At 42.2% G+C, this 14,916-nt stretch carries 16 protein-coding genes, 1 tRNA gene and 1 riboswitch; of the genes, 8 read left to right on the top strand and 9 right to left on the bottom strand.

Annotated features, from left to right (window positions below; all coding sequences use genetic code 11):
* Nucleotides 1-58 precede the first annotated feature (58 nt).
* Nucleotides 59-217 carry a histone H1 gene (locus HH214_RS16305; protein ID WP_169611191.1) on the top strand — a complete coding sequence of 53 codons (159 nt, stop codon included), beginning with the start codon at nt 59-61 and terminating at the stop codon, nt 215-217.
* Between the two features lie 326 nt (nt 218-543).
* Here the strand turns inward: HH214_RS16305 and HH214_RS16300 are convergent, their stop codons facing one another.
* Nucleotides 544-1,125 (bottom strand): SMI1/KNR4 family protein, encoded by a 582-nt coding sequence (locus tag HH214_RS16300; protein ID WP_169609388.1) that lies wholly within the window; start codon nt 1,123-1,125, stop codon nt 544-546.
* 143 nt (nt 1,126-1,268) lie between these two features.
* Here HH214_RS16300 and HH214_RS16295 point away from each other — a divergent pair, with 143 nt between their 5' ends.
* On the top strand, nt 1,269-1,904 hold the full coding sequence (locus tag HH214_RS16295; RefSeq protein ID WP_169609386.1) for a hypothetical protein: 636 nt from the start codon (nt 1,269-1,271) through the stop codon (nt 1,902-1,904).
* 449 nt (nt 1,905-2,353) lie between these two features.
* Here HH214_RS16295 and HH214_RS16290 read toward each other — a convergent pair whose 3' ends face one another.
* From HH214_RS16290 to HH214_RS16280, 3 genes are read right to left on the bottom strand one after another with little or no spacing between them, the layout of a single operon-like run.
* A complete protein-coding gene (locus tag HH214_RS16290) occupies nt 2,354-2,704 on the bottom strand; it encodes a hypothetical protein (RefSeq protein ID WP_169609384.1) in 351 nt (116 codons plus the stop codon).
* Between the two features lie 54 nt (nt 2,705-2,758).
* Nucleotides 2,759-3,313, bottom strand: a complete 555-nt coding sequence (locus HH214_RS16285; protein ID WP_169609382.1) for a hypothetical protein — start codon at nt 3,311-3,313, stop codon at nt 2,759-2,761.
* A complete protein-coding gene (locus tag HH214_RS16280; RefSeq protein WP_169609380.1) occupies nt 3,310-3,882 on the bottom strand; it encodes a hypothetical protein in 573 nt (190 codons plus the stop codon). Before HH214_RS16280 ends, HH214_RS16285 begins: the two co-directional genes overlap by 4 nt.
* A gap of 149 nt (nt 3,883-4,031) precedes the next feature.
* On the opposite strand from HH214_RS16280, the gene HH214_RS16275 reads away from it, so the two are divergent.
* From HH214_RS16275 to HH214_RS16265, 3 genes are all read left to right on the top strand, one after another.
* Entirely contained in the window at nt 4,032-4,259 is a 228-nt protein-coding gene (locus HH214_RS16275; RefSeq protein ID WP_169609378.1) for a hypothetical protein, read from the top strand.
* A 305-nt stretch (nt 4,260-4,564) separates the two neighbouring features.
* On the top strand, nt 4,565-4,849 hold the full coding sequence (locus tag HH214_RS16270) for a hypothetical protein (RefSeq protein ID WP_169609376.1): 285 nt from the start codon (nt 4,565-4,567) through the stop codon (nt 4,847-4,849).
* A gap of 113 nt (nt 4,850-4,962) precedes the next feature.
* Nucleotides 4,963-5,385, top strand: coding sequence for a hypothetical protein (locus tag HH214_RS16265; RefSeq protein ID WP_169609374.1), 423 nt, complete (start codon nt 4,963-4,965; stop codon nt 5,383-5,385).
* Nucleotides 5,386-5,961: 576 nt separating this feature from the next.
* On the opposite strand, the gene HH214_RS16260 is transcribed toward HH214_RS16265, so the two are convergent.
* The 5 genes from HH214_RS16260 to HH214_RS16240 form a co-directional block, all read right to left on the bottom strand.
* Nucleotides 5,962-7,311, bottom strand: a complete 1,350-nt coding sequence (locus tag HH214_RS16260) for a HupE/UreJ family protein (protein ID WP_211166239.1) — start codon at nt 7,309-7,311, stop codon at nt 5,962-5,964.
* Nucleotides 7,312-7,322: 11 nt separating this feature from the next.
* Entirely contained in the window at nt 7,323-8,741 is a 1,419-nt protein-coding gene (locus HH214_RS16255) for a DUF3500 domain-containing protein (protein WP_169609372.1), read from the bottom strand.
* Nucleotides 8,742-9,262: 521 nt separating this feature from the next.
* Nucleotides 9,263-9,334: transfer RNA gene (locus tag HH214_RS16250), tRNA-Cys, on the bottom strand.
* A 12-nt stretch (nt 9,335-9,346) separates the two neighbouring features.
* Entirely contained in the window at nt 9,347-9,916 is a 570-nt protein-coding gene (locus HH214_RS16245; protein ID WP_169609370.1) for a peroxiredoxin family protein, read from the bottom strand.
* Nucleotides 9,917-9,965: 49 nt separating this feature from the next.
* The gene (locus HH214_RS16240; RefSeq protein ID WP_169609368.1) at nt 9,966-11,102 is read right to left on the bottom strand and encodes a cysteine desulfurase family protein; all 1,137 of its coding nucleotides are present in this window, start codon (nt 11,100-11,102) and stop codon (nt 9,966-9,968) included.
* A 94-nt stretch (nt 11,103-11,196) separates the two neighbouring features.
* Nucleotides 11,197-11,312, bottom strand: a riboswitch (SAM riboswitch).
* Between the two features lie 148 nt (nt 11,313-11,460).
* Here HH214_RS16240 and HH214_RS16235 point away from each other — a divergent pair.
* The 3 genes from HH214_RS16235 to HH214_RS16225 all read left to right on the top strand — a co-directional run bounded on the left by HH214_RS16235 (nt 11,461) and on the right by HH214_RS16225 (nt 14,916).
* Nucleotides 11,461-11,904: an RrF2 family transcriptional regulator gene (locus HH214_RS16235; RefSeq protein ID WP_169609366.1), complete on the top strand. Its 444-nt coding sequence runs from the start codon at nt 11,461-11,463 to the stop codon at nt 11,902-11,904.
* A 371-nt stretch (nt 11,905-12,275) separates the two neighbouring features.
* Nucleotides 12,276-13,325: a class 1 fructose-bisphosphatase gene (gene fbp, locus HH214_RS16230; RefSeq protein WP_169605622.1), complete on the top strand. Its 1,050-nt coding sequence runs from the start codon at nt 12,276-12,278 to the stop codon at nt 13,323-13,325.
* 151 nt (nt 13,326-13,476) lie between these two features.
* Nucleotides 13,477-14,916, top strand: a complete 1,440-nt coding sequence (locus tag HH214_RS16225) for a sialate O-acetylesterase (RefSeq protein WP_169609364.1) — start codon at nt 13,477-13,479, stop codon at nt 14,914-14,916.

Raw genomic sequence — 14,916 nt, 5'->3', positions numbered from 1 at the left:
CGCTGGTTTACATATTTTAACTTATTTTGGTGCTTTTAATACAATCTAAAATGGATAAATCCATCAAATCAAAAAAGTGAGCGCTGCTACGGAAGCAGATTTCGTTGCTTTTTTCAGCAAAGGTAATAAAGCTGCCGGTACACGAATACGGAACGCCATGCAGCAGCTGAAAACATTAACCCAGAAAGTAATAGAGCTTAAAAATAAGGCAGAATAAAGCATTAATGACTGGTTTAGGGAAAGCCATGCTGCAAACGGAGAGGCTTTTTATAGGCTATTCATCTGCACTCCAGGTAGCACAATCCTCTCGTTAGGTGCTGACCAGGGTACATGCTTCATTAGAAATGAAAGCCTCATATTTCCCCTTACTGTAGGCAAAACGGCTACTTATGGCGCTGCTTTGCTGACGCTGATATGCGCTTACCAGACAGGAACCAGCGGTAAAGCAGATCAGGCCAGTTTATTTTGAATAGCAACGACGGTTTCATGTAAAGTAAATTGTATCAAGATTAGCAACTGACAAGCGGAATCTACATCATCAGCCTATCTGCCTTCAGATAACTTATCAAATGCTTTAAAGTCACAATCTAGATAGCCTTCCTCGTCCAGTGAGATGATACCGGTTTCGTGGGCCTCGGCAATGACCTCGAACATGCTGGTCAGGGAACGGTAAGTATAATCCGGCTCCCGCCCGAAGGTGTTAGTCCAGTAGATCCGGCCATAGTTAAGGAATCCTTCGTTCAGGTCGACCCAGTAGCAGTTCCCCGCGCCATCTTCCAGAAAAGGAAAGAGCTGTTTACCCGGCGCAAAATCTTGCTCGTGGTTATAAAAACTATTCTCAAATTTCATACTTTGCCGGTAATAGGTGACAGCATCTTGTAGCGACAAGAAATTATGAATAGGGATCAGCCCGGTAAGGCCTGAAGGTGTCACCTGGTCAATATTACTTCCATCGGCAAACTGGTAAAGTTCTTTCAGTTCCTCATTGAAAGCCAGATGTAATGCTTCCTCCGTCTGTCCGATATCCTCCAATGTGGCCGGTGTTCTCACGATGTTGGGGAAGTGGTAGCCAAGTTCCCTTTGTTTACAAAGGATAGCCCTGAAGCTGGTGGTGATACTGTTCATGCGTCCGTGTGTCTGTTCTTAACTTATAAAGCACAACATATCCTCAAAAGAATTGTTGAATTAGGCGTTTAAGCTGTACGCGGCCAAATGCGGTTCAGCTATCTGTCCCTAGATTCTAACATGACCGTGTTTAATGCAAGCTTATGAAAACGAATACCCAAAAGATTTTATCACTTACTATTGCAGGTATTACACTATCAGGTGCCTGTACACCTGATAAGCACAAAAATAAACAGGCTGATGCAAAATCGGATACTACAATAAGATCTCCGGCTAAGTCCCCGTACGTAACGGTAAATACCTGGCTTGATGATTTTCGCAATTTTAGAACAGCCGTGTATCAGAATGATGTTCAAAAACTAAAAACTTACTTCAGCTTCCCAGTAAACGCAGATACAACACAAGTCTGTAATATCGTTTATGATAACGCAGACGATAGTAAACGTCCGGAAACTTATCCAGGTACTTTTACCGAAAGAGATTTTGAAAAACATCATAGAGCGGTGTTCACTCATGCATTTATTAAAAGCCTTCTTAAAGTAAAAAGTGAACAGCTCGCTCAAAAAGGTGAGTACACTACACCAAAGGTTAAAGAAAGCTATGTCATGATTGCGAATTATGACAAGGCAAACGCAACATTACAATTGTCGGTCTCTTATTCAGGTGACACCGATGAGAACGGCAATTATGTAAGTGAAAGTGAATATGCAGTGATTTACTTTTTTAAAGTTCAAAACAATAAATTTTTAAAATTTGACAAGATACTGTTCGCCGGGTAATGGAATACCATCTTTCAGCTTATCAAAATCGGGTAAGTTGCTAATACCATTTTTAACAGTTACAATCATGCTACCTATATTGTACTATGCTATTCTGATTCCTTTTGTTTTTTATGGCATTCCAGCTATCATCATCTACTTACTTACAGTTAGGTTCTATGTTAATAGGTTACCGGTATCACCTCGAAGAAATTTTTTGACTTCCAAGGTGGGAAGATTATTAGTCGGTATTGGTTCCTTGTTGGTTGTGTTACTGTTTTATATCATCTACACACTGCTAGTGAATCGTTAATGCATAGCGACTGCATTTTAATTGCCGCAGGCGGCCATACTTGAATTTTGTCTTAGAGCTGATGCCATAACTTCAAACACCGGTACGTTGTTATACAAAGACCGAAATACTTATTCCAGGTTGGAGATTTTAAGTGTACCTTTTTGCTCGGTCAAGGTCACGTAAATGGTGGTCGTTTGATGTGTGCTTTCAATATCAATATAAGACACTGCATAACGGTTGGACTTCTTTGAATCTTTTTAATGACTAGGGTTTTGGTATGCGCTTTGTAGCTATCCTGCGCCTGGATAATGGGATCGCCAATAGTGTCTTCAACCAGTTTCTGGAATTGTTTTAGGCAGGCTGGCGTGCAATATTTGCGCCTTAATGCTACTAGCTTTGCCTCACTAGCTTCCAGATCAGTAATTTCTCCCGACGACAATAAAATGTAAGCAGTGTAAAAACTTTTGAGCATAGCAACGCCCTTATCTACAGCAGGCGTTTGAGCGCCTAACACGAGGGCCAGCATAACGGATAAGGTGGTGAATGATAATTATTTCGTAGTTAAGTAAGGAAGATTAATTCATATAAATAGTTCAGGATACCGGGTTGTGGATATGCATTGCGCGCTTTGCGTGATCCTTTCGTCTTTGAAGGACTGCCACACCAATTGGTCAAATAGTTTTTCCAGTTTAAGGCAAGCATCAAAGTCGGCTTGCGAAACTTCGTACCGATTGCCATCTGCCAGGCCAGATACGGAGAATTGAATGATTTGCGGGGTAACCCAAACAAATACCGGGACTTCATCAATGACAACGTGTCCCGGTTGCTCAAGTTCAGGAAAATGAGAAATAGGTATTTTGAATTTGGCAAACTCCGTTCCCGGGTAGGACTTGCCCCATTCAGGCTGCGGGTCATCTGCAGTTATGCTTCTGAGCGTGAATCCTAGTTGAATCAGTTTATATTTGAGGACTTCTTTATCCGTATAAGAGATGCCCGCTGTAAACTCATCACCGTCATTAGCATGCCCGCCCCAGGCTCTGAAAAAATAGAAGTAGTGGAGCCGTGCTGCCCAGCCGGTCACCTGCTGCTGCGTGTGCCGCTCAAACAAATAGGTTTTGGATAATTTATCGTTCATCGTTTGTTCAAGGAGTTATCTTTGCGCCACTGACCAATCTTCATCAGTGATTCCTGTACTGGGCCAAGCTTTAGAAAATGCCCTACTATCGTGAGTACCTGCGCCTGGAACTCCACAGCATGTGGGCTTTGCTCAGATAAGAACGGCGAAGAGATAATGGTGCCTGTATCATTAGGCTGGTTTTTGGCGAACACACGATATTGGTAAGCGGCCCTCACATTCATGACCGGTACGATGGCCTGCACCTGATCAAACCTCAGTTTTCTGGTGGTGATCAACCCGAACAGCCTTTTATACACCAACTGTACAGACCTATCGAATATAATAGCTGTACGGGCAAATAGCCACAACAATACCACTATACTTAAAAAGATGAGATATAACGGCCAAAGGTCCAACGCATCTTGTAAAGTAAGTGTATCTTTCGATAGGTAGCCCAAAAAGATCAGCCAACAGCCCCAGGTTAAAGCGATCGTTACGCTGATCAGGTAGACCACGCCATAAGGATAGACGATCACCTGTTCGGGCGTCACCTTCCAGCGCGTTTGTACAATACTTTTAAAAGTCATTATGTAAAGGTTGATCTCGTAACAGTAAGGGTGTAACGTTCCGTAAACTGCCGTTGCAGTAAAGCAACTATACACTTCTTGTCTTTCGGGCTAATAAACAATTAAGTACTTCCCAGGTTTTTATGATGAGAATGCTGCATGCAATTATTTTGACCACAAACTGGTATATCAATAAGCAGGGTCAGTTTGCTTATGACCCTCTGGTACCGGTGATGGTTTTATATAATAACGAATGTGTGGCCAGCTTGACGTCTTATAGCGGTGGCGCTAGCAAGACCTACAATTGGGACGATTTTCGTATACCGGAGAGCGACAGTTTGGATACCGGTGCAGGGGAATTTTACGTGAGTGATAATACACCAAAAAACGGCTGGTAGAACTACATGAAAGCCAAACTGGCCAACGATGGTAAGCCAGAGAGCAAGAAAGCATTAGCCGAGGAGAAGTATCCATGGTGGAATGCCAAATAAACCCCGTCTGGCAGTTAGGCCCTCTAGCGACTAAATCTGAGTAATAGGCGATGATACCAGAAACGATAAATGACTTATTAGCATGGTTAAGCACAAATTGCTATGCCGATCGATATGCCATCGGTAAGATCCGGATTGATGAAGGATATGGACTGGACTTTAACGGCAACGCTTATGTTTGGTAGTATACCGAACGCGGACAACGGCAGGACTTGGAATATTTCACCATTGAAAAAGAGGCAGTGGCTCATGCATTCAGTATTATCAAGGCTGACTCTAATGCTAACAAGCATCTGATTGGCTTCGTCAAAACAGAAGATGATCTTCAGAACCTGAAGCAAGAACTGGAAAGCCGGGGTGTACCTTATGACTGTTATGTGCTTTTTTACAGTAAAGAGCCTCCACGGAACAGATTCTGCCTCTCTGTTTTTGGTTGTGATGTACAAAAAGTCAAAGACTTGGAAAACCGGTACGGGTACCACCGGAACCGGGCGTAATGAAGCCCTTTGAGCAAGTCGGCCTTTTACAGGCAATTACCGTAAGACTGACGGTGGCTTTAAACAAGTCAAATGATTGCCTGTTTAGGATAAACACCTATCCAATTATAGATATGAAGTTTACCTTGTTTATTGCTTTATGGTTATGCTATACGCTCGCAGCAACTGCTCAAACTTTACCAGTTCGGGTTGGCTCCCATTCTTTCACCATCCAGTGGATCGCCTTTAATAAAGCTAAACCCGGAACGGTAATGATCAAATCGCTAGGAAAAGATGAATACAGCATTGAAGGTGAGCAAAGAGACAAACTCAAAAATGATTATATAACCATAAAGGGTACTTTTTTGGCTAGGGGGCGTGAACTGAAGTTTAACGGCAAGATCGTATCGCGTATATCCTATATCAATGGCGGGCAACCTTGCGAAAGTACAGGGCTGGTCATCTTCAAGGCTTCCGGCAAACGTAAGTACTGGCGCCTACAGTCTATGTTAAACTGCGATGGTGAATCTACAGACTATATAGACATCTTCTTTTAAGCCATCTACTCAAATTACCAGATTCCACCATTAAGGCGATACAGGTTTGCTAGTCGGTAACCCATGCCGGCACGGCATACCTGTTGTCTTACCTGTTTTCCATTTACCATTCTTACGAGTTATTATTTGAAATTGGAGCTGCTATTTTGTTATTAGGTAGCATGCTAGATTATCTGGCCTCCAAAATGAAATAAACTCTCGATATCAAGAAAGCGGGATACAATGAGTATAGCAACTTTTCGCTTCTTTAAGATGCCCCAAATATGGTATAGTAATTAGAAAGACGATACTTGCAAGCCGGTTATTCTAATAACTTGCCAAATTACATTCTTAATATACTACTTCACTTCCGAATACCAACTAAAGGATTGAACATTTCCCAAAACGCCCCTTACTTGATAAAGTACTTAGAAAGTGAGGCCTTTACTTTAATAATTGATTTACGGCTAATTACTCCTATTTAGGCAATTATTGCAGTAATTGCATTTTGCTGGACTATCAGGCGAGTATTTATACCATTCTATCTACTATCGTTTATTTTAGGTAAGCGTTCCTGTGGGTACTGGCAATGTTCAATCATATATCGACGCCAATGTGTTTGGACGTTTGTTTCTTAGAAACTACAACATAACTACCAAAAGCTGCTATGGCTAAAACAGGAATGATCCAGAAGCTATATTCAGCTGCATTCGTCACCATACTGCTGATGATATTAGGTTCACCACTGATACGCTCTGTCATCCAGGCTAGGGCTGCGATAGCGGCCACTACAGATCCAATGATGCGTAAACCTGCATAGGCATTGTTTCTACTTAGTATGATTAACCAAGGTATGATAATAGCAATGATTAAAATTTGCATTAATTCAATACCTAAGTTAAAACCTAAGATACTGAGCATCATGCGCAGTCCATCCAGGTTCAGATTAATCAGCGATTCAGCAAAAGCCATACCGTGAATTAGCCCAAAGCCTCCTGCAATATAAAGCTCTTTGCCCGGAAAGATTGGTTTTAAGGCATGAACAGCGGAAACCAGTATGCTTAATGCAATCAAAACTTCAATGATTTGGCCCGGAAAATGCACGACACCTAAAGCACCGATGATGAGGGTAACAGAATGCCCAATGGTAAAGGCTGTAACAATTTTCAAAATGTTGGTTAAACTCCTTTTTGTACCGCCAAAGCCGTTCCAGCGCCTATTTTTAACCGTTAAAGTCGCTGGCAATAAAAGTGTCAAAAGAAAAAGCAGGTGGTCTGTTCCTTCCTTGATATGGTTCATGCCCAAGCTCACCATATTGGTAAACCCAGTCCAAAGCGCACCTTCCTGCACATTGATTTCTACAGGATAAAGTTTGTTATCCACCGTGTTCATGCGAATAGCTGCTACTTGGTAAGGGTGTCCTGCCGTTTGCGCATTATCCCAGTCCTGCCTTACTGAAACCAGCGCAAAATGAGTGACCACCTGATGGATGATGACATCATAGTTCAGCATGAAGTGACGAGGTGTCTCGTTCTCCGGCGGCAGCAGCATAAGCTGAACCGTCAGTTCATTGTAAGGGCCGCTCATACTTTGCTGTACAGGTTGTACCTGCATGCTGCTAATTTGTATTGTCCACTTCTTTCCATCCATACTTGCCGGATGCATATGTTGGAGTAAATAGGTATTCAGTTGCGGTCCTAAACGTTGCACTAGTCCTTCAGAATGCCGGTTAACATCGTGGCCAAAAGCCAACTCTAATTCATTTAAAGGCAATTGCAATTCGGCTTTGACGCTATGACCGCCAATATCCAACAACAGCACCGAGTTTGGCATAGGATGGGCTAAGCCTTGAAGAAAACCTAACACTACCATTAAAATGGTCAAGGAAAACAGCCGCCCTAAACGGAAGGGACGGCTGTTATCAAATTTATAAAATTTATGAAACACTGTTTTCAGCTTTAAAACGTGAAGTTATTGCCGTAGTCACGGGTATGATCGCGCCATACTGTATGGTAATGGATTTGGCTTGAATACACCACGCCACTCTGACAAACAAACTCAATCCACACACTTGGCCCGTCAATACGAACATAGTCAGTATTAGTAGTCAGGAAAGTAGTGGCTGAGCCTGCGGTTGCGCTACTATTACTGCCATAAGCAATATAGGTACTGCTCAGCTCTCCCTGATATGTAGCTAGAATAGAAGCTGCCGTAGTAGCATCCAAATCATCCGTCCACTCTTTAATGGCAGCTAATACATAAGCCTGTTGTGAAGAACTTAAGGTACTTACGGCAACACCAACTTTGGTAGAAGGGAATTTGCCATCAGTATTGGGTCCTAATACCACATCGCTGAAAGTTGTACTTTGCTTAGCGCTGGCCAGTTGTGTAGAACTTAAGGAACCCAACATATTCTGCATGGCGGTATGCTTATCATCCAGCGGTGCATAAGTAGAGCCATTAGAGGTCCAGGATTTCGGTTCCACACCGATAAAATAAGGCGTTGGGCCAGTTTCAGCTCCATTTGAAAAAGTACGATTAATCGCTAAGTGGTGACCGCCAAATTGCAGCTGCCAGGTACCGGTTGCGCTTGGCGTGCCCACGAATGCAATAAAATAGTTGCCAGAACTATAAGTCGTACCACCGGCAGTCGCTTTCAGCACGTCATCCGCCGCAATGATCTGCGTAGCTTCACTGTAACCCTGATTCGCATCTGTGCCAGATGCCGCAGCAACGATAGCCATAGCCGCAGCAAGCTGTGTAGAAGTAAGTGAGCTTAGTTCCAAACCTTCACGGCATTGTGAACCGCAAGGCAGGTTAGACCACTTAATCGCATTAGCGCTAGTGTAACTGAATTGTACGCCAGCCAACTGTGTAGTGGTCAGTGTGGCCTCAAACGTTTGAACGGCACATAGCACCTTTGCAGCTACAGTGTTGGATGTGCTGCATCCTGTTGTGGATGTTGCCGCACTTACCGTCATGGCAAAGCTGCAAGTCTGACCGCCAAAAGTGATTGCAAACGTTGCCGTTCCTGTTCCGGATGGCGTCCCTGCAATCGTGTAAGTTAAATTACCCGCACCACTGGCTAAGGTACCTGCTTGCAGCGTAGCTGTTAAGCCAGTCACGCCGGTAGAAGATATAGCTGCGCCTGCACTGTAGGTAGCACCATTACCCCCGGTATAAGGCACGGTAGCCGTACCTGTAAAGGCGGTTGAAGCATAAGCCGTTCCTGAAAATGCAGTACTGGAACAGGTCAGCGCCGTAATCGTGGCTGAACTGCTGGAACTGGTTGTGGTTTTATCCTTTTTACAGGATTGAAAAATAAGCACTGCGCAAGTCAGCACAACGCTTAGGAAGGTAAAAATCTGTTTTCTCATATCAATTAGCTTATCGAATGTTTTATCGTATCAACTACGTAAATATGAGTAACAGTATTTTTACAAGCATCGATGTGTCGATAAACAAGCCTATATAGCCGACGATCAGAAATTATTGCATTTTCAGTTACCTGTGGCATTTAGGAGGATTGAATCTTAGCAAGATTACTAGTACGCTTCAATTCAAAAAATTCTTTCAAGAGTATGGTTAACGGCTCTATAAATCCGCCATCTAGCCCTATTAAACACTGAACCAAGTACTTTAAAGTTAAACAAACGTTCCTTTGACAGTTTGAATCAAATGTTCAAGCTTTAACCTTTACTTGGTTATGAGATTCATCGCTAGTTTTTACACAGTTCGTGTTGGCTACCGTGATACGTTTAAAACAGCTAAATAATGGGGTAGAATATATAATTACCTTTAATCTACCTTCCATTGTACAATCGTATTTTCTCTGTTCTTGCGAGTAATTTTTGACATAGCTGACGTTCTAGATACAATGTTAGGTAGATTACAATAGAGGCGTGAGGACGGATTCGAACCGTCGTAAAAGGTTTTGCAGACCCCTGCCTAGCCACTCGGCCACTCCGCCAGCAAAGTATTTTTATTCAGAAGATGCAACGGTTTTAGCAGTTAAGCCATCAACTACCTTAACCATCTGATTAAACTCATTAACATCATACAAGCGTGTCATGAAAACTATTTTTCCGGTTTGATCAATCACTACGTTGCGGGTAACACCACTCTTTTTATCAGCAAACCGTCCAAAAATATCAGCTCCCGGATCCAGCGCTAAAGGATAAGTAATCTGCATATCCTGATGAAATTTCTGCACCTTTTCCAACGGTTCATCACGATCAACGCCAATCAACACTACATTTTTATTTTGATAAGCTTTCCAAATGTCACTTTCTAGATGCGGCATTTCTTTACGGCAAACACTGCACCAACTGGCGGTAAACTGTAGTACCACTACTTTTCCTCTTAATTGCTTAAGTGATGTTTTTTCACCATTCGTGAGTACCAGTTCAAAATCATTTGGTGCTTGATCACCTACTTTGACTACATACCCGCGTTCGTCGTTCTGCGTAATAGCTGGTGTATTTTGCGCTCTGCTAATTGAGGTTAGTGTAAGCACAAATAATAATGTATAAATCTGTTTTAAGTTATTCATTGTAATCGTGATTTGTTAGTTTTAGAATTTGGCTGTTTATTACGTTCAATTAAGCAGCTACAAGTGTATAAATGTGAGTTAATACATCGATAACCTGGTCGATCTCTGCTTTTGTATTGAGTTTGCTGAAAGAAAAGCGAATGTTCTCCCGGGTAATATCAGCATTCAATGCACTTAATACATGGGAAACTGAACCGCTTGAACAAGCACTACCGCCAGATACAGAAACCTGTTCTTGATCTAAACATCGCAACAAACCACGAACGCCATATAGTGCAGGGAAGCTTACATTCAGTACCGTGTACAAGCTTTTAACACTTTCTGCCGAGTTACCGTTAAATTTTACATCAGGTATGGCATCAACTAAGCGGTCAATCAGATGATATTTTAATTCTTGAATATATTGTTGATGTTCATCCAGATGTGCATAAGCCAGTTGTAAAGCTTTAGTTAAGCCGACAATACCATGAATATTTTCAGTACCGGCACGCAAGCTACCTTCCTGCCCTCCTCCATGAATAAGCTGACTTAACCGGGTACCCTTTCGGCAATACAAGAAACCTACACCTTTCGGCCCATGAAACTTATGTGCAGAAGCAGCCAGAAAGTGAATTTTTAACTTTTGTAAATCATGCTGGTAATGCCCTATAGTTTGTACCGTGTCGGTATGGAATAAGGCTCCATGCTTGTGGCATAACTCACCAATGTATTCAATATCATTCAGGTTGCCAATCTCATTATTAGCATGCATTACTGATACTAAACTATTGCGATGTTGTTGTAATAAGCTTTCTAAATGATCGAGGTTTAACTCGCCCTGGCTATTATACGATATGAATTTCACAGTAATAACACCTTTGCTTTCCAACGATTTCAATGTATGCAGCACAGCATGATGCTCAAAGCGGGTAGTAATAACATGTTGAACCTGATGGGCATGTACAGCCGACATGATAGCTGTATTATCGGCTTCAGTACCACCCGATGTAAAGATGATTTCTTCAGGTAACGCGTTGATCAGCCCGGCAATAGTTGCCCTGCAAGCTTCAATGGCCTGCCGCGCTTCCCTACCCTGCTCATGTTGCGAAGATGGGTTACCAAAGTGATGGAGCAAATAAGGAGTCATGGCATTAAACACTTCCTGATCTAGAGGAGTTGTAGCGGCATTGTCAAGGTAAATTCTCATGGTTAAATATTAAGTTAATTGTACTTGTAATTAACTTATACCAGAAAGAACTGAGACGAACAGTCGCAGTTATGAACAAGCGGTAAAACTTGTCATCTTATCTTTCTTCTGCAATAAGCAGAAGCAGGAGTTAGCACCTTTCACCTGCCAAAGCTGGTAGAGGTTGCTAAGACTTCACAGGGCCTTTCCCTCAGTCTTTCTGGATAAGTATAAAAAGAACTTTCAATAATCAAAGGCGAATATACAATCACTTTTCATATATCCTACAAATATCATAGACTTTATAGACTTTTATTTTAAATTGAAGAGTTATTACTTTAAGCTTATTATAAATTAGCTTTGTAACTACTTTTATTATATGCTGTCCAAAAAGACCAAGTATGCTATTAAAGCGCTTATCCTTTTAGGGAAAAACGCTAACCAACCGCCTATGCAAATTGCTCAAATTGCAGAGTTGGAGCGGATACCTAAAAAGTTTTTGGAAGCTATTTTACTTGAATTACGTAAAGCAGGCTTGCTTTACAGCAAAAAGGGCGCTGGCGGTGGATATATACTGAATAAAGATCCGAAAGATATTTTTTTAGTACAGGTGCTGCGCATTACTGACGGACCAATTGCCATGGTACCTTGTGCAAGCCTGAATTTTTATCACCGTTGCGATGAGTGCCACAATGAGTCAACCTGCGGTATACGTAATGCTTTTATAGAAATCAGAGACGCTACGCTTGAAATTCTCTCCCGCACCAGCATTGCTGACTTGATTGCCAAAGAAAATACCTTAGGTGCACCGCTAGTAAGTTAAATAGTGTTCATTTAAGATCTGCATATACCAATATGCATGTTACAGTTAAAAAGAATACTTGCTATAGAAGTTCATCCGTAAAAAAGCTTAGTCGCTATACTAGCGCTTGTTAACAGACTATTTTGTACTCTTTTGAGGGTATACTTTACTGTATATGGTATTATTGCGGCAATATCATATAATAATTAGCCAAAATGTGCAAGTTTCCTCAACACCATTCTTTTAATTTTGCTTATAGCAATTAAACCTGAGTAAAACAACAGCTACTTTTATTTCAAACTATCGGTTGTTAATCAGCATTTTACCTGATTACCATACCGCGGTTTTGTGCATTGGATAACTTTTAGTAAAACATTAAATTTCTACGATATATGAAATCAATCAAGACGTTAGGGCAGTTCATCATTGAAAAGCAGGCCGATCATCCGTATGCCAAAGGTGAGCTCTCGCGTTTGCTGCGTGACATCGGCATTGCCGCCAAGATCGTCAACCGCGAAGTGAATAAAGCAGGTCTGGCTAACATCCTGGGTGATGCCGGCTCCGTGAACATCCAGGGCGAAGGACAGAAGATGCTCGACATCTATGCCAATGAACAGTTCATCTCGGCCCTGACCTCCGGTGGCGAGTGCTGCATCGTAGTGAGCGAAGAGAACGAAGACTGCGTGTACATTGACAACGAAGTCTCACAAGATGCCAAGTACATCGTAGCCATTGATCCACTGGATGGCTCTTCTAACATCGACGTTAACGTTTCAGTAGGTACCATCTTTTCCATTTACCGCAGAAAGTCTACCGAAGGCAGAGCAACGTTAGAGGACGTGTTGCAGCGCGGCACCGATCAGATCGCAGCAGGTTACATCATCTACGGCTCTTCCACTATGCTGGTCTATACCACCGGCAAAGGGGTAAACGGCTTTACCCTAGACCCTTCTATTGGCGAGTTCTGCCTGTCGCACCCTCACATGCAAATGCCTAAAGAAGGCAATATTTACTCTATCAATGAAGGTTACTACGCGCATTTTCCGGATGGCGTCAAAAAGTACATCAAGTACTGCCAGGTAGAGGATGCCAAAACGCACCGCCCCTACACCTCACGTTACACCGGCTCGATGGTAGCCGACCTGCACCGCAGCTTGGTGAAAGGCGGCATTTACATGTACCCGATGACCGCACATGCACCTTTGGGTAAGCTGCGCCTGGTATATGAATGTAACCCGATGGCCTTTTTAGTAGAGCAAGCCGGTGGCAAAGCCTCGAACGGTTATGAGCGCATCTTGGAGCTGGAGGTCAAAGAGCCGCATCAGCGTTCAGCGATCTTTATTGGCTCAGAAAACATGGTGAACAAAGCTGAAGAGATGATTGCTTGCTTCTCCCCACAAGGCACCAAGCGCTCCTTTGAAGGTGTCGTCTCTATTCAATAAGAAAATGGTTATGATAACATTATTGATACATTGATTTTCTATTTACGCCCTTATCCCCTATAACTTATAAAGTTGTTTTATTTTCACCCTGCTTATACAAGCGGGGTGCTTTGTATATAGTAACTAACCAGTCTTTAAAATGTTAACCTACATGAATCTGAGTACCATTATTAAAAGTACACTTACATTAACTACAATTCTATTCTGTTCCTTGTGCATCAATGCTCAACCCAAACTAGCATCAATATTTACTGATGATATGGTGCTACAACAGCAAATGCAAGTACCGGTGTGGGGTTGGGATGTTGCAGGTAAAACAGTTAAAGTAACTACCTCTTGGAATGGTAAAAGTTACACGACTAAAGCCGATGGTACAGGCAAATGGAAAGTTAAAGTAGCTACGCCAAGTGCAGGGGGCCCGTATAATTTAACTATTAGCAATGGTAAAGCCATCAAATTGAATAATGTACTTATTGGTGAAGTATGGATATGCACTGGGCAATCTAACATGGAAATGCCCATGAAGGGTTTTAAGGGGCAGGCGCTTATCGGCACAAATGAAGCTATATTAAAATCTAAAAACAATAACATCCGCATATACACGGTTCCGCGTTCTTCAAAAACCGAACTGCAAGAAAACAGCAAACCATCACCCTGGCATGTGGCCGGTCCTGAATTTGTAAGCAATTTTAGTGCTACCGGTTACTATTTCGGTCGGTTACTGAATGAAATACTTAATGTACCCATTGGCTTAATTAATGATAGCTACAGTGGTTCATCTATTGAAGCCTGGATGGATCCGGATGTACTTAAAGCTTTTCCCGAAATTAAAATCCCGGCTAAAACAGATTCTATCAAAGCGGTAAGCCGCACTCCTACTACGTTGTACAAGGGTATGATATATCCGGTTATAGGCTATGGCATTAAGGGCTGTATCTGGTATCAGGGCGAATCTAATTACGACCGGCCTGACCAATACGAAAAACTATTTCCAGCTATGGTAGCCAAATGGAGAGATTTGTGGAATGAAGGCAATTTCCCGTTCTATTATGCACAAATTGCACCTTATGATTATGCCCAGCTACCACCTTATAATTCAGGCGGGAAATATAATTCAGCTTACTTACGTGATGCGCAACGCAAATCGGTTAAAGTGATTCCTAACAGTAACATGGCGGTGTTGATGGATATTGGCGAACAAGCTACCATTCACCCATCCCACAAAGAACCTGGCGGCACCCGGCTGGCTTATTTAGCCCTGGCACAAACTTACGGTATAAAAGGTTTTGATGCAATTAGTCCATCTTACGACGCTATGACCATTACGGGTAACATTGCCGTACTAAAGTTTGAAAATGCAGCTAATGGATTGACCTCCTACGGCAAAGAATTAAATACTTTTGAAATTGCTGGTAAAGACAAAGTTTTTCACCCAGCAAAAGCTGTTATTAATGGCAGTTCTGTCTCTGTATCAGCACCTGATGTAAAAGAACCTGTGGCTGTACGCTATGCTTTTCGCGATTTTGTTATAGGTGATTTATATAGCACTGGCGGATTACCAGTATCTTCGTTTCGAACTGATTCCTGGTAA

The organism is Mucilaginibacter robiniae (assembly GCF_012849215.1).
Taxonomy (GTDB): domain Bacteria; phylum Bacteroidota; class Bacteroidia; order Sphingobacteriales; family Sphingobacteriaceae; genus Mucilaginibacter; species Mucilaginibacter robiniae.
The sequence above is the reverse complement of the archived record's forward strand: the minus strand, read 5'-3'. Positions and strand labels throughout refer to the sequence as shown.